Source organism: Serratia sp. CoH_134_PS_4 (genome assembly GCF_058190535.1).
On record NZ_JBXWKI010000004.1, the window covers coordinates 214,033 to 229,206 of the forward strand.

General features: G+C 54.5%; 16 protein-coding genes. 8 read left to right on the top strand and 8 right to left on the bottom strand.

Annotated elements, in window-relative coordinates; translation table 11 throughout:
• Window positions 1-10: 10 nt before the first annotated feature.
• Together cyoE and AC2FCQ_RS09360 are read left to right on the top strand one after the other, a co-directional pair.
• Complete coding sequence (gene cyoE / locus AC2FCQ_RS09355) at window positions 11-901, top strand: heme o synthase (RefSeq protein WP_012005526.1); 891 nt, start codon at window positions 11-13, stop codon at window positions 899-901.
• 317 nt (window positions 902-1,218) lie between these two features.
• Window positions 1,219-2,583: an MFS transporter gene (locus tag AC2FCQ_RS09360; RefSeq protein WP_490308088.1), complete on the top strand. Its 1,365-nt coding sequence runs from the start codon at window positions 1,219-1,221 to the stop codon at window positions 2,581-2,583.
• 51 nt (window positions 2,584-2,634) lie between these two features.
• Here the strand turns inward: AC2FCQ_RS09360 and AC2FCQ_RS09365 are convergent, their stop codons facing one another.
• On the bottom strand, window positions 2,635-3,126 hold the full coding sequence (locus AC2FCQ_RS09365; RefSeq protein WP_209636547.1) for a YajQ family cyclic di-GMP-binding protein: 492 nt from the start codon (window positions 3,124-3,126) through the stop codon (window positions 2,635-2,637).
• 182 nt (window positions 3,127-3,308) lie between these two features.
• Here AC2FCQ_RS09365 and panE point away from each other — a divergent pair, with 182 nt between their 5' ends.
• Window positions 3,309-4,220, top strand: coding sequence for a 2-dehydropantoate 2-reductase (gene panE / locus AC2FCQ_RS09370; protein ID WP_209636549.1), 912 nt, complete (start codon window positions 3,309-3,311; stop codon window positions 4,218-4,220).
• The gene (gene yajL, locus AC2FCQ_RS09375; protein WP_265554600.1) at window positions 4,183-4,773 is read left to right on the top strand and encodes a protein deglycase YajL; all 591 of its coding nucleotides are present in this window, start codon (window positions 4,183-4,185) and stop codon (window positions 4,771-4,773) included. The genes panE and yajL overlap by 38 nt, the downstream gene beginning before the upstream one ends.
• Window positions 4,774-4,928: 155 nt before the next feature.
• Here the strand turns inward: yajL and thiI are convergent, their stop codons facing one another.
• Window positions 4,929-6,377 (bottom strand): tRNA uracil 4-sulfurtransferase ThiI, encoded by a 1,449-nt coding sequence (gene thiI, locus AC2FCQ_RS09380; RefSeq protein WP_209636554.1) that lies wholly within the window; start codon window positions 6,375-6,377, stop codon window positions 4,929-4,931.
• 232 nt (window positions 6,378-6,609) lie between these two features.
• On the opposite strand from thiI, the gene xseB reads away from it, so the two are divergent.
• The 3 genes from xseB (at window position 6,610) to dxs (ending at window position 9,823) form a co-directional block, all read left to right on the top strand.
• Entirely contained in the window at window positions 6,610-6,873 is a 264-nt protein-coding gene (xseB, locus tag AC2FCQ_RS09385; RefSeq protein WP_209636557.1) for an exodeoxyribonuclease VII small subunit, read from the top strand.
• Between the two features lie 5 nt (window positions 6,874-6,878).
• On the top strand, window positions 6,879-7,799 hold the full coding sequence (gene ispA, locus AC2FCQ_RS09390; RefSeq protein ID WP_490308089.1) for a (2E,6E)-farnesyl diphosphate synthase: 921 nt from the start codon (window positions 6,879-6,881) through the stop codon (window positions 7,797-7,799).
• Window positions 7,800-7,957: 158 nt separating this feature from the next.
• A complete protein-coding gene (gene dxs, locus AC2FCQ_RS09395; protein WP_265554605.1) occupies window positions 7,958-9,823 on the top strand; it encodes a 1-deoxy-D-xylulose-5-phosphate synthase in 1,866 nt (621 codons plus the stop codon).
• Between the two features lie 194 nt (window positions 9,824-10,017).
• Here dxs and pgpA read toward each other — a convergent pair whose 3' ends face one another.
• The 6 genes from pgpA to nrdR all read right to left on the bottom strand — a co-directional run bounded on the left by pgpA (window position 10,018) and on the right by nrdR (window position 14,394).
• Window positions 10,018-10,548: a phosphatidylglycerophosphatase A gene (gene pgpA, locus AC2FCQ_RS09400; protein WP_209636560.1), complete on the bottom strand. Its 531-nt coding sequence runs from the start codon at window positions 10,546-10,548 to the stop codon at window positions 10,018-10,020.
• On the bottom strand, window positions 10,514-11,497 hold the full coding sequence (thiL, locus tag AC2FCQ_RS09405; protein WP_209636562.1) for a thiamine-phosphate kinase: 984 nt from the start codon (window positions 11,495-11,497) through the stop codon (window positions 10,514-10,516). Before thiL ends, pgpA begins: the two co-directional genes overlap by 35 nt.
• Window positions 11,498-11,673: 176 nt before the next feature.
• A complete protein-coding gene (gene nusB, locus AC2FCQ_RS09410; RefSeq protein ID WP_061806788.1) occupies window positions 11,674-12,090 on the bottom strand; it encodes a transcription antitermination factor NusB in 417 nt (138 codons plus the stop codon).
• A gap of 20 nt (window positions 12,091-12,110) precedes the next feature.
• Window positions 12,111-12,581 (bottom strand): 6,7-dimethyl-8-ribityllumazine synthase, encoded by a 471-nt coding sequence (gene ribH / locus AC2FCQ_RS09415; protein ID WP_037424293.1) that lies wholly within the window; start codon window positions 12,579-12,581, stop codon window positions 12,111-12,113.
• A gap of 243 nt (window positions 12,582-12,824) precedes the next feature.
• A complete protein-coding gene (gene ribD, locus AC2FCQ_RS09420) occupies window positions 12,825-13,934 on the bottom strand; it encodes a bifunctional diaminohydroxyphosphoribosylaminopyrimidine deaminase/5-amino-6-(5-phosphoribosylamino)uracil reductase RibD (protein ID WP_209636564.1) in 1,110 nt (369 codons plus the stop codon).
• A gap of 10 nt (window positions 13,935-13,944) precedes the next feature.
• Complete coding sequence (gene nrdR / locus AC2FCQ_RS09425; protein ID WP_037424287.1) at window positions 13,945-14,394, bottom strand: transcriptional regulator NrdR; 450 nt, start codon at window positions 14,392-14,394, stop codon at window positions 13,945-13,947.
• A 186-nt stretch (window positions 14,395-14,580) separates the two neighbouring features.
• On the opposite strand from nrdR, the gene AC2FCQ_RS09430 reads away from it, so the two are divergent.
• Window positions 14,581-15,135 carry a SadB/YajI family lipoprotein gene (locus AC2FCQ_RS09430; protein ID WP_490308090.1) on the top strand — a complete coding sequence of 185 codons (555 nt, stop codon included), beginning with the start codon at window positions 14,581-14,583 and terminating at the stop codon, window positions 15,133-15,135.
• Window positions 15,136-15,174: the final 39 nt, after the last annotated feature.

The window sequence follows — 15,174 nt, forward strand, 5'->3', positions numbered from 1 at the left end:
GCTGGACGTGATGATTAAGCAATACCTGCAAGTAACTAAACCAGGAATTATTTTCGGCAATTTAATTTCTGTCGTCGGGGGATTTTTGCTCGCCTCCAAAGGGAGCATCGACTATCCCCTGTTTCTCGCCACCCTCGTGGGTGTCTCGTTGGTTGTCGCTTCGGGCTGTGTGTTTAACAACTACATTGACCGTGACATCGACAAGAAAATGGAGAGAACGAAGAATCGGGTGCTGGTTAAAGGCCTGATCGCGCCGAGTGTAAGCCTGGTTTATGCTACCGCTCTGGGTATTGCGGGCTTTGCGTTGCTGTATATCGGTGCCAACCCGTTAGCCATGTGGCTGGCGGTGATGGGTTTCGTGGTGTATGTCGGCGTCTACAGCCTGTACATGAAGCGTCACTCGGTATACGGCACCTTGATCGGCAGCTTGTCGGGCGCTGCGCCACCGGTTATCGGTTACTGCGCGGTGACCAATGAGTTCGATGCTGGTGCGTTGATCCTGCTGGCTATCTTTAGCCTGTGGCAGATGCCGCATTCCTATGCGATTGCCATCTTCCGCTTTAAAGATTACCAAGCGGCGAACATCCCGGTATTGCCGGTCGTCAAAGGCATTTCGGTGGCGAAGAACCACATCACGGTCTACATTGTGGCGTTTATGATTGCCACCCTGATGTTGACCCTGGGCGGCTACGCTGGCTACAAATACCTGATCGTCGCTGCGGCGGTAAGCGTATGGTGGTTGGGCATGGCACTGCGTGGTTACAAAACCGAAAATGACAGCGTGTGGGCACGTAAGCTATTCGTGTTCTCGATCGTTGCCATCACCTCGTTGAGCGTCATGATGTCTATCGACTTCAGCGCCACCGCGGCGCCGGAAGCCCTGATGACGTACGTCTGGTAAGCCAAATCGTCTGTAAATGGGCCGCGTAAGCGGCCCATTTTATTTGTCAGTTCAGAAATCCGTTTACTCCCGAAATGATCGGAGCTGCAACAAGGCGGCAAGAGTGCGAATCATCAGGAGCTTGGCCAACCAAGTGACCGGGCTAAGTGCTCGCGGCCAACAGCGCTGTAGCTTCAAGGGGAAGCTGTAATATCTGCTAAACAACATTAGATTTACCCCCCCTACCCTTCACACTAAAATGACGCAGTTTTAACAGAAGCTATCCCATCAGGCGTTATCACCGATAACCTGACGGAATGGCTTTTAATGAGGTTTTAATGAACGATAATGCAATGACCCCGCTGGAGCGCCGGGCGACCTGGGGATTAGGAACGGTATTTTCACTGCGCATGCTCGGCATGTTTATGGTGCTGCCGGTACTGACCACCTACGGCATGGCATTGAACGGTGCCAGCGAAACATTGATCGGTATTGCTATCGGCATTTACGGTCTGGCGCAGGCTGTCTTCCAGATCCCCTTTGGTCTGATCTCCGACCGCATCGGCCGCAAACCGCTGATTGTCGGCGGCCTGCTGATCTTTGCTTTGGGCAGCGTGATTGCCGCCGCAACCGACTCTATCTGGGGTGTTATTCTTGGCAGGGCATTACAAGGTTCTGGCGCTATCGCGGCGGCAGTCATGGCGCTGCTGTCAGATCTCACCCGGGAACAAAACCGTACCAAGGCCATGGCGTTTATCGGCGTGAGCTTCGGTATAACTTTCGCTATTGCTATGGTCGTTGGCCCGATTGTCACCCACGCCTTCGGCCTGCATGCGCTGTTTTGGATGATTGCCGTGCTGGCACTGGCCGGTATCGTAATCACTCTGGCGGTCGTGCCTTCCGCAAGCCATCACGTGCTGAACCGTGAATCCAGCATAGTGCGCGGCAGTTTCAGCAAAGTGCTGAGTAACTCCCGCCTGTTAAAACTGAACATCGGCATTATGTGCCTGCATATTCTGCTGATGTCCAGCTTCGTGGCACTCCCATTGGCGATGGAAAAAGCCGGTTTGGCCCCGAGCGAACACTGGATCGTCTACCTGGTCACCATGCTGGTTTCTTTTGCCGCCGTCGTGCCCTTTATCATTTACGCTGAGAAGAAACGCCGAATGAAGCAAGTCTTTATGGGCTGCGTGGCGGTGCTGTTCTGCGCTGAAATACTGTTGTGGCTGTCCGGCGCGCACCTGTGGGGCATCATTGCAGGTGTACAGTTATTCTTTATGGCTTTTAACGTGATGGAAGCAATCCTGCCTTCACTGATCAGTAAAGAATCCCCTGCTGGCTATAAAGGCACGGCGATGGGCGTTTACTCTACCAGCCAATTTATTGGCGTCGCGATAGGTGGCAGTCTGGGCGGTTTCCTGTATGGCCTGCAGGGCGCTGGGCTGGTATTTATCGCCGGCGCGGTGCTGGCGGCCATTTGGTTCTTGGTCAGCAGTACCATGCAAGAACCGCCATACGTCAGTAGCCTACGTATTACATTGTCGGAACTGGCAGTGAAAGATTCAGCCTTGGAAAGCCGCCTGAAAGCCCAGCCGGGCGTGGCGGAGGCAATAGTGGTACCGGAAGAGCGCAGCGCCTATGTAAAGGTCGATACCAAACAAACCAACCGCGGCCAATTGGAAGCGCTGGTGAATTCACTGTAAAGAAAAGGGCCAGCAAGCTGGCCCCTCACGATCTTCGCCTTCGCAAAAACCTTAATCGCGGAAGTTCTTGAACTGGAACGGCTGCCCCAGATCGGCACCGCGTACCAGCGCCATCACGCCTTGCAGATCGTCACGTGACTTACCGGTTACCCGGACTTCTTCACCCTGGATTTGCACCTGAACTTTCAGCTTGCTGTCTTTGATCAACTTGACGATTTTCTTCGCCTGGCTGGCTTCGATACCTTGCTTCAGCTTGGCTTCCACACTGTAGGTTTTGCCGCTGTGGGTCATTTCGTCCGGGATCTCAAGCGCGCTGCCTTCGATACTGCGTTTACTGAGCTTTTCACGCAGAATATCAAGCAACTGCTGCACCTGAAAATCAGATTCGCTGGCAACTTTAATGCTTTCATTTTTTTCGTTCAGCTCGAAGCTGGCCGGCACGTTACGGAAATCCCAACGCGTGCCAAGATCGCGCGTGGCGTTCTCAACGGCGTTACGCACTTCCTGCATATCAATTTCGGAAACAATGTCGAAAGATGGCATACTTCTTCCTCCTGAATGAGAGCCTAATGCGATAGGCGATTTCGATGCCGAGCATGATAACCGCTTTAAGGCCTCAGGCAAAATCTGCCTAACCTGTTGGCGAATAACCCGTCGAACAACGGAAAAGTCTATAATTATACGACAGTAATAGAGCGATATTCCCGTTACCCCAAGGAGTCTGGATGAAAATAACTATTCTTGGTTGCGGTGCGCTCGGACAGCTGTGGCTCTCTCGACTTTATCAGCAGGGCCATGACGTACAGGGATGGTTGCGAGTGCCACAACCCTTCTGCGCAGTGAACGTGATTGAGCCTAATGGCCCCTCGTTCAACCGTAATTTGCCCACCAACGATCCCGAACATTTGGCGCAGAGTGAACTGCTGCTGGTCACCCTGAAAGCCTGGCAGGTATCCGGCGCAGTCAGTGCGCTGTTGCCGAAGTTGAACCCGCGCTGCGCCATCCTGTTACTGCATAACGGCATGGGTACTCAGGATGAACTCCCGGCAAACAACCAGCCGATATTGCAGGGAACCACAACCCATGCAGCACGCCATGACGGCAGCACGATTATCCACGTCGCGGGTGGCACCACGCATATTGGCCCAACCTCCCCGTCGGCAATACCCCTCAGCCATCTGGCAGAGGTGCTGCATCAAGCCCTGCCTGATGTCGCCTGGCACAATAATATTGCCTCTGCGAATTGGCGTAAGTTGGCCGTCAACTGCGTAATCAATCCGCTGACGGCGCTGTATAACTGCCGTAATGGTGATCTTCAGCGCTATCCAGAGCAAATTGAAGTTATCTGCCGCGAGGTCTCCAGTGTGATGGAAATGGAGGGCTACCACACCTCTTGTGAAGGGTTGCTGCAGTACGTCATGGCCGTGATCCAGAGTACCGCAGACAATATCTCTTCGATGCTGCAAGACATCCGTACCCAACGGCACACGGAGATCGACTACATTACCGGCTACCTCCTGCGCCGCGCACGTAGCCACGGCATCACCCTGCCAGAAAATGCGCGGCTGTTTGAATTGATTAAGCGAAAGGAAAATGAATATGAGCGTATCGGCGCTGGTCTGCCTGGCACCTGGTAGCGAAGAAACCGAAGCCGTCACTACCATCGATCTGCTGGTACGAGCGGGCGTTAACGTCACTACGGCCAGTGTGGCCAGTGATGGCGACCTGACCATTGTCTGTTCGCGCGGCGTTAAGCTGTTGGCGGATGCGCCCTTGGTATCGATTGTGGACGAGCCTTTTGATGCCATCGTGCTGCCCGGCGGCTTGAAAGGTGCCGAATGTTTCCGTGACAGCCCGCTGCTGGTGGAGAAAGTGCGTCAAATGCATCTGCAAGGCAATATCGTCGCGGCTATCTGTGCAGCACCTGCACTGGTGTTACAGCACCACGACCTGTTTCCCATCGGGAATATGACCGGGTTCCCAGGATTGAAAGAACAGATCCCTGCGGACAAATGGATGGAGCGCCGTGTGGTCTTTGATGCACGCGTTAACCTGCTCACCAGCCAAGGGCCGGGAACGTCTATGGAGTTTGCGCTGAAGCTGATTGATTTGCTGTTGGGTAAAGCGAAAGCGGCGGAAATCGCGGCGCAATTAGTGCTGATACCGGGGATGTACGACTTCCGCGATTAGCAAGCATCAGTTCTGAGGTTAAAATATATAATCCACAAAATAATTGGAGCTGCAACCCGGCGGCCAGTGCGGGAATCCCCGAGAGCTTACTTGAGTAAGTGACCGGGGTGAGCGCATGCAGCCAACACAGGTGCAGCTTCAAGTATGAAGTGGATTTAAGGACGATAGACTTTGACGTTACTATACCCCTGCTCCAGCAAGTACAGCGCCTGCAGGCGGCTCATCACGCCACGCTCACAGTACAGCAGGTAGGTTTTGCTCTGGTCCAAATCGCCAAACTGGGTACTGAGCTTGTAGAACGGCAGGGATTTTACCTCTACCTGATCCAGCTTCAGCGGTTTATCTTCCTGTTCGTCGTTGGAACGAATATCCAGAATCACCTCGTCAGTGCCAAACGCCGCCACGGTTTCCACTTCGGTAACCTGTTCCTGCGTTTGCTCGGCGATAGTACGAATATCCACGTTCTTGGCTTCGCTCACCACACGATCGAGAATGCTGAAATCAAAGTTAGCTTCTTCTTCTTCGATCTTCGCTTTGATTGCTTTTACCGTCGGGCTTTTCGAGATCACACCGCAGTATTCCGGCATGGTCTTGGCGAAATCCTCGGTGCCAATCTCACGCGCTACTTTAATGATGTGCTCTTTATCGTGGGAGATCAGCGGACGCAGGATCAGCGTATCGGACGCATTGTCGATCAAGCGCAGGTTCGTCAGCGTCTGGCTGGACACCTGGCCCAAGGCCTCACCGGTCACCAGTGCCTGCACGCCATAACGTTCAGCAATCTGCGAAGCAGCACGTACCATCATGCGCTTGAGCACCACGCCCATCTGGCCGTCTTCAACCTTTTCCAGGATCTCGCCAACCACGGGTTCAAAGTCGATAGCGATAAACCGCACCTTGTGCGAACTGGCAAAGCGGTTCCACAGATAGTGAGCCACCTGGCGCACGCCAATTTCATGCGCAGCGCCACCCAGATTGAAGAAGCAATAATGCACGCGGCAACCACGACGCATTAGCATATAGCTGGAAACGCCTGAGTCGAAACCACCAGAAATCAGCGACAGTACGTCTTCCTGTGTCCCCACCGGGTAACCGCCGATGCCTTCACGGCGGGCTTTCACCAACATCAGCTTGTCGTCTTCAATCTCCAGGTTGACCGTCACCTGCGGGTGCGACAACTTAACGCGCGCGCTTTCGATATGCTGGTTCAGACCGCCGCCGACGTAACGCTCCACGTCCTGAGAATTAAAGTCCTGTTTGCCACGGCGTTTAACCCGCACACAGAAGGTTTTACCTTCCAATTGCTCGCGATAGGCTTCCAGCGTCTGCTCGAAAATATGGTGGATGTCGGTATAGTCGCGGTCTTCCACTTCCAAAATATGGTGTATACCGGGAATGCGCGTCAGTGCGTCAGCAATAACCGGACGCTGGTTTTCATCTTTGGCGCGAACTTCGATATGATCCCAGTGACGGACAACCGCCAGTGTTTCATCATACTGCTTCAGGACGTTGCGGATACTGGTCGAGAGGATCTTGATAAAGCGCAAGCGCACAGATTGGCTCTTGATGGTGATTTCCGGGAACAATTTAATGATAAACTTCATGGCGGTCTTTATTGTCAGAATTACGTGGGAAAAGGATTTACAATGTATATGCGATTGATAAAGCCCTCGGGGCTACCGAATGTTTTATCAATCGCATTTGCGGCGCAGAGTATACCATCATCTGGTGGGGCTCGGTGCACAAAACCACACATGCGCGCCATGATTTGCTAATCAAAATCCGCTAGGATAGGCTCTGGCGCTACTGTTCACATGATGATGTAAAAAGAAAACTATGCCGAAAAAACCTGCACAATCAGACAGTACAGAGCAAAGCATCAGCTTTGAAAGCTCACTCAGCGAGCTTGAAAACATCGTAACGCGTCTGGAATCGGGTGAATTGCCGTTGGAAGACGCGCTCAATGAGTTCGAGCGTGGCGTACAGCTCGCGCGTCAGGGCCAGCAGAAGCTTCAGCAGGCGGAACAACGCGTACAAATTCTGCTTAACGACAGTGCCGATGATACTGCGCTGGCACCTTTTACACCGGATGCCGAGTAATCACCATGTCCGAGACCGTCCAACAAACCGCTTTTTCTGACCAGCTGCAGGCGTTGCGCCAGCGGGCCGACCGCACGCTGCTGGATTTTATCGCACCCTTGCCGTTCAACAATGGCAATATGGTGGCGGCAATGCGCCACGGCGCGCTGCTGGGCGGCAAACGCCTGCGTCCGTTCCTGGTGTACACCACTGGGCAGATGTTTGGCGTATCACTGAATAATTTGGATGCGCCCGCAGCTGCGGTAGAATGTATTCACGCCTACTCACTGATCCATGACGATCTGCCGGCCATGGACGACGACGACCTGCGTCGTGGTCAGCCGACTTGCCACATCAAATTTGGTGAGGCCAACGCAATTTTAGCCGGCGATGCCCTGCAAACGCTGGCCTTTTCCATTCTGGCCGATGCCGACATGCCCGATGTGGCGTTGCGCGATCGGTTAGCGATGGTGTCTGAATTGGCAATCGCCAGCGGCGTTGCGGGAATGTGTGGTGGTCAGTCGCTGGATCTCGAAGCCGAAGATCAGCAGGTTGGTCTGGAAGCATTGGAGCAGATCCATCGCCACAAGACCGGCGCATTAATCCGCGCCGCAGTCCGTCTCGGGGCCTTGGCCGCCGGAGAACCTGGTCGTGCCGCGCTGCCACAGCTCGACCGTTACGCAGCTGCAATTGGCCTGGCGTTCCAGGTGCAGGATGATATTTTAGATGTGGTCGGCGAAACCGAAAAAATTGGCAAACGCCAAGGCGCAGACCAGCAACATGGAAAGAGCACCTATCCAGCTTTGCTCGGGCTTGACAGCGCGAAAGCAAAAGCGTGGGATCTCTATCAGGAAGCTTTAGCTGCATTAGATACTTTGGCAGCACAATCTTATAACACAGCGCCATTGCGAGCGTTAGCCAGCTTCATTATTGAACGCGACAATTAACGTGTGACGTAATACCCAATTGACTTCAAGTTGCAGCCAGGCGGCAACTGAGCGAATCCCCCGGAACTGGGCAATCCCAGTGACTGGGGTGAGAGAAGGCGGCCAATACCGCTGCACCTTGAAAGATGAAGGGTAACATCCTCTGATATGAGTATCGAATGAGTCTTGATATAGCCAAATACCCGACCTTGGCGCTAGCGGAAAATCCCGATGAACTCCGCTCGTTGCCGAAAGAGAGCCTGCCGAAACTGTGTGACGAACTTCGGCAATACCTCCTGGACAGCGTCAGTCGCTCCAGCGGCCACTTTGCGTCTGGGCTGGGTACCGTCGAACTGACGGTGGCGTTGCACTATGTGTACCAAACCCCGTTCGATCACCTGGTATGGGACGTGGGCCATCAAGCCTACCCACATAAGATTCTGACCGGTCGCCGTGACAAAATCGCCACTATTCGCCAGAAAAATGGCCTGCATCCTTTCCCGTGGCGTGCGGAAAGCGAATACGATGTGCTGTCAGTTGGCCACTCTTCCACCTCGATCAGCGCCGGGCTCGGCATGGCTGTGGCAGCGGAACGTGAAGGCAAAAATCGCCGCACTGTCTGCGTGATCGGCGATGGCGCAATCACCGCAGGTATGGCGTTTGAAGCCATGAACCACGCCGGCGACATTAATCCAGACATGCTGGTGGTTCTGAACGACAACGAAATGTCGATCTCGGAGAACGTCGGTGCGTTGAATAATCACCTGGCCCAACTGCTGTCCGGCAAGCTCTACTCCACCCTGCGCGAAGGCGGAAAAAAAGTACTGTCTGGCCTGCCGCCAATCAAAGAATTGGTCAAACGCACCGAAGAACACCTGAAAGGCATGGTCGTGCCAGGCACGCTGTTCGAAGAGCTGGGCTTTAACTACATCGGCCCGGTAGACGGTCACGATGTCCAGGGCCTGGTTGCCACGCTGAAAAACATGCGTGACCTGAAAGGCCCGCAGTTGCTGCATATCATGACCAAAAAAGGCCGTGGTTACGCCCCTGCGGAAAAAGACCCGATCAGCTTCCATGCGGTACCCAAATTCGATCCAGCCAGCGGAACTCTGCCAAAAAGCGCGGGGGGCCTGCCAACCTATTCAAAAGTCTTTGGTGATTGGCTATGCGAAACTGCCGCCAAAGACAGCTCGCTGATGGCCATCACTCCCGCAATGCGTGAAGGCTCAGGCATGGTGCAATTCTCCCGTGACTATCCACAGCAATATTTTGATGTGGCTATCGCCGAGCAGCATGCGGTGACCTTCGCCGCTGGCCTGGCGATTGGCGGTTACAAGCCGGTGGTGGCCATTTATTCCACCTTCCTGCAACGTGCTTACGATCAATTGATCCACGACGTTGCCATTCAAAAATTGCCGGTAATGTTTGCTATCGATCGCGGCGGCATTGTCGGCGCCGACGGCCAAACTCACCAAGGTGCATTCGATCTGTCATTCATGCGTTGTATCCCAACCATCGTGATCATGACACCAAGCGATGAGAACGAGTGCCGTCAGATGCTGTACACCGGTTATCACTACAATGAAGGCCCAAGCGCCGTACGCTATCCACGCGGCAACGGCACCGGCGCGCCACTGGAACCGCTCAGCGCGCTACCGATAGGCAAAGGCGTGGTCCGCCGTGAAGGTGAAAAGCTGGCGATCCTGAACTTCGGTACACTGTTGCCGGAAGCGGCACAGGTAGCGGAAACCATGAACGCTACGTTGGTGGACATGCGCTTCGTGAAGCCACTTGACGAACAGCTGATACTGGCGCTGGCAACCAGCCACGACGCACTGATTACGCTGGAAGAAAATGCCATTATGGGCGGTGCTGGCAGCGGTGTGAACGAGTTGCTGATGGCCAAGCGCCGAGTCGTACCTGTGCTGAATATCGGCCTGCCGGACAGTTTTATCTCCCAGGGCAGTCAGGAAGAAGTCCGTGTTGAACTTGGCCTGGACGCTGCAGGCATCCAGCGGCAAATCGAGGTCTGGCTGGCGCAGTAATCCTCACGCCACACTGACAGGCGCCTCCGCTTTGCGGGGGCGTTTGCATTTCTGCCGTCTGAAAATCCGCTATATGTGCTAACGCAGGAAGAAATGCCGAGGGGGGAACGCCCTGTGTGCCGCGTTGCGTGCCAGGATTTGAATAGTCGGGTGAGTGGTGCTCAAGGGCGCAGTATTGCACTGCGCCCTTGTTATCAGAACAACCCAACCGGCCAGTGGTGACCAATCAGGTAGATAATACCGGCGGAAAATACCCCAGCGACGATGTCGTCAACCATGATGCCCATACCACCATGAACGTTGCGATCAAACCAACGAATCGGCCACGGCTTCCAGATATCAAGAATGCGGAAAATCACGAAGCCTGCCGCTACCCACTGCCAATCATTGACCGGCAGCGCCATCAGCGTGATCCACATCCCGACAAACTCGTCCCAGACGATACTGCCATGATCGTGCACCTTCATGTCTTTGGCCGTCTGATGGCACAGATAAACACCGATGCAGATACTGAACATCACTAAGAGTGAATACAGTTGCCAAGGCAGTTGGATCAGCAGCAGCCAAAAAGGAATCGCAGCCAGTGATCCCATCGTCCCAGGCATTACCGGTGACAAGCCGCTGCCGAAGCCGGTTGCCAGCAGGTGCCAAGGATTACTCATCCGCAAGCGGCGTTTAGCGTCATCCATGTTACGCCTGCCCTTCGCTGAAATGGTCGAAGCCATGCCACGGCAATTCCACTGCTTCATCGTTGCGATAGAACTTAATACCTTCGGAGAGCGGGCCAATTTGACCAATGCAGGTGTAATCCGCACCCAGATGGCTCAGCGCCACTTCCAAAGCGCCACGATTGATCTCCGGCACGGTGAAGCACAATTCGTAATCTTCACCACCGGTCAACGCCCAGCGCAATGCTTGCTCAACGTCCACATTGCTGCTTAACGCCTGTGACAACGGCAGCTCATCAAGGTTGATCCGCGCACCGCACTCGGAAGCGCTAAGCACGTGTTTCAGATCCGAAATCAAACCGTCCGAGATATCAATCGCCGAACTGGCCAGATCGCGCAGTGCCTGCCCCTGCAATACCCGCGGTTGCGGCCGCAGGTGACGGCCAACCAGGTAATTACGTGCGTCAACGTCCGCCACCTGCAGACGATCCTGCAGAACAGCCAGGCCGGCGGCGCTGTCACCCAGCGTTCCGGTGGTGTAGATCCAGTCACCAATGCGCGCACCGCTGCGGGTCAACGCACGGCCGGCAGGGATAAGCCCGTGAATGGTTAACGTCATGCTTAATGGGCCGCGTGTGGTATCGCCGCCAATCAACTGCATGCCGTAATAATTAAGTTGTTCGAACAGGCTGTCACTAAACGCCTTTAGCCAAGGCTCATTCACGTCCGGCAGGGTTAATGCCAGTGAAAGCCAAGCGGGATCGGCGCCCATAGCGGCCAAATCGCTCAGATTGACGGCCAGTGCTTTGTAGCCGAGATCGGCCGGATCGATATCCGACAGGAAGTGAACGCCCGAAACCAGCGTGTCGGTACTGACGGCCAAAAGCTGTTTTTCTGCCACTGTCAGAAGTGCGCAGTCATCTCCAATGCCCAACTGTACGTCCCGGCGCAGACTCTTAAACCGGTCAAAATAGCGGGCAATGAGGTCAAATTCGCCGCATGCCATGGTCATATTCCAATATACTCTTCATACTTGAAGCTGCATCTGTGTTGGCTGCAAGCGCTCATCCCAGTCACTTACTTAAGTAAGCTCCGGGGAACTCACGCTTTTACCGCCTTGATCCAACCCCAATTATTTTGTGTATAGATAAAATTAAGGCCGGGGATACCGGCCTTAATGCTTTATTTTTTCTTGCGGATGCTGGGTGCTACTTTATCCAGCACACCATTCACAAACTTGTGGCTGTCCTCAGCGCCGAAGGTTTTCGCCAGCTCGATCGCTTCGTTGATGGCCACTTTGTAAGGGACATCTTCACGCATTTTCAGCTCAAACAGCGCAATGCGCAGAACGGCTCTTTCGACCTGGCCCAGCTCTTCGAGCTGGCGCGACAGGACAGGTGCCATCAGGCTATCCAGCAGACCTGCATTCACCGCCACGCCGGACAGCAGCTCCCGAAAATAGGCGATGTCTACATCTTTGACATCTTGCTCCGACAGGAACTGGTGTTCAACATCGGCAATGTCATTTTTAGACAACTGCCAAGAGTAAAGCGCTTGAACAGCGCACTCACGAGCGCGGCGACGAGCAGCAGGTTTCACGGAATTCCCCTTAACTAAATTCAGGCTTTAATAGCTTTGATAACATTAATCATTTCAAGTGCGGTCAGAGCCGCTTCAGCGCCCTTGTTGCCTGCTTTGGTGCCAGCACGTTCGATAGCCTGTTCGATGCTTTCGGTTGTCAGCACGCCAAAGGCAACCGGGATTTCAGTGTTCATAGAAACGCTGCCCAGGCCAGAGCTGGCTTCGCCCGCGACATATTCAAAGTGCGCGGTGCCCCCACGGATAACGGTGCCCAGTGCGATCACTGCATCATATTTGCCGGTGTTAGCCAGCACGCGTGCAGTCAGTGGCAACTCGTAAGCGCCCGGGACCCAGACAACGGTTATGTTGTCGTCAGCAACCTGACCAATGCGCTTGAGTGCGTCGATGGCACCTTGCAGCAGGCTGTCGTTGATGAAATTGTTAAAACGTGCAATTGCAATCGCCACACGGGCATTTGGAGTAGCAACAACACCTTCGATAACTTTCATGGGCTTTCCTTAAAAATGGGTTCAGTACCCCGCAGGGGGGCGGATTCTATCATATTCTTTATACCCGTCATACTTGAAGCTGCATCTGTGTTGGCGACGCCCGCCGACTCGAGTGGCTTACTTGTGTAAGCTCACCGGGATACGCGCGCTTGCTGCCTTGATGTAACACCAATTATTGACGGGCACCAGACCGTGCTGTCGGTGTTGTAAAAGACCCATCCCCCCGACACACAGACATTAAAATCAGTATTTTGCTTTCAATCGCAGCCGCAAATCGGGCCCGACGTGCCGCACTTCGCTGAAGACAAACTCCGGCGCATCAGCCAAATGTTCCAGGCCCGGTAGGTGGCACAAACCGTGGCCATTATCGCCCAACAATTTTGGCGCGATGTACAAAATGAGCTCATCCACCAACCCGGCCTGCAGTAAAGCCCCTGCCAAGTGCGCGCCAGCCTCGACCCAGATGGAATTCACTTGTCGTTTGGCCAATTGCATCATCATCACGACCAGATCAATCCCGGCGCCATGGGCCGGGAAGGTCAGTTGTTCGACATCCTGCGGCCAAACGTGGTCATCCGGCTGCAAACGCGCCAGCCAGGTTGCCCCCGGCTGTTGCACCACCCGGTGCTGCGGGGTGACACGATTTTGGCTGTCGAGGATAATGCGCAATGGCTGCCGCAGGTTTTCACGTGGATAAATGCGTTGAGTTTCAGCATCCAACTCATCCCAACGCACCGTCAGTGATGGATCGTCAGCCAGTACAGTGGCACTGGTACTGAGAATCGCCGCGCTTTGCGCTCGCAACCGCTGTACGTCCTGGCGCGCCTCGGGCGAGGTGATCCATTGGCTTTCACCGGACGCCATCGCCGTACGGCCATCGAGAGAGGCGCCAAGTTTCAATTGTACATACGGGAAACCGGTACGCATCCGCTTGAGAAAGCCCAAATTCACCGCTTCGGCTTCAGCCAACATCAAACCATGACGCACATCCAGCCCCGCCTGCTGTAATTTGTACAGACCCCGCCCCGCCACTTCCGGATTCGGGTCTTGCATGGCGGCCACGACACGAGCGACCCCGGCGGCAACCAGTGCATCGGCGCAAGGCGGTGTACGACCATGGTGGCTGCAAGGTTCCAGCGTGACATAGGCAGTAGCACCACGTGCTTTTTCGCCCGCCATGCGCAGCGCATGCACTTCCGCATGGGGCTCACCGGCTCGCAGGTGGTACCCTTCACCGACGATTTCGCCATCGCGCACAATAACACAGCCGACATTCGGGTTCGGTGCGGTAGTGAAACGCCCCAGCCGCGCCAATTCGAAAGCGCGTGCCATGTAGAATTCATCGTTATGCATGAGGGGTCCCTTAATCCTGTAGACGGGCGATCTCTTCGCCGAACTCGCGAATATCTTCAAAGCTGCGATACACAGAGGCAAAGCGGATATAGGCGACTTTATCCAACTTCTTCAACGCATCCATCACCAGGTTACCGACCAATTTGGTTGGCACTTCACGCTCGCCGGTGGCACGCAATTGGGATTTAATGTGGTTAATCGCGTTTTCCACGTCGTCAGAACTGACCGGGCGTTTTTCCAACGCCTTCAGCATGCCGCGACGCAGCTTGTCTTCGTTAAATGGCTCGCGCACATCGTCGCTTTTTATCACCCGTGGCATCACCAGTTCAGCCACTTCAAAGGTGGTGAAACGTTCATTACAAACCAAACACTGGCGACGACGGCGCACCTGCGAACCATCACCCACCAAACGGGAATCAATGACTTTGGTATCAACAGCGGCGCAGAAAGGGCAATGCATAACACGTCCTGATAAACGTTTTCATAGTTAAGAGCAGTTTACCCCGAAGTGCGGCCACAACAAAGGCCGTCGGCCATTTGTTGCGAGCCCACCTGCGGAACAACAGGACAAAAACGGACTGGCATGACTTTCCCTGCCAGGCGGGCTAAGCTGATAAAAGGAGATGTTGAATAGGAAATCCCCGCTATGACAACCCATTACCCCAAGATTATCCTGCTGAGCACCCTGGCCCTGCTGGCAGGCTGTGCACAAACTCGCGAGGTGCCGAAATTGCACAATCAGGTGGTTGCGCTGAATCAACAGTTAACCACTCTGACTACCCAGGCTACGGCACTGGAACAGCAAAATCAGCTGAACAAAAACTCCACCAGCGGTGTTTATCTGCTGCCGGCGGCCAATAATGCCGCACGCTTGCAGAGCAGCCTCGGCGAGCTGAGCGTGTCACTGAGCCACGTGAAAGCCGAAGCTAACGGCACCCAAGCCTTATTGCACGTCCGAACGCTTTCACAGGCATCCCTGCCCGCGTTCAACGCATTAGTGGAGTGGGGCCAGTTGGATCCTGTCACCGGTAAACCCCTGGCGGCAGATTCCCTCTCGCAACCTATTGCCAGTGCAGATTCACTGCTGCCTAAAACTGAACATACTTTTGAGCTGCGTTTCAGCGGCCTGACACCTGAACAACTGGGTTTTGTACGGCTGCATAGCGTAGAGCCCGTTAAAGCCGCGCCAGCGCAAAACTAACAGCAAAAAGGCCCAACCTCCGATGGTTGGGCCCTCAGG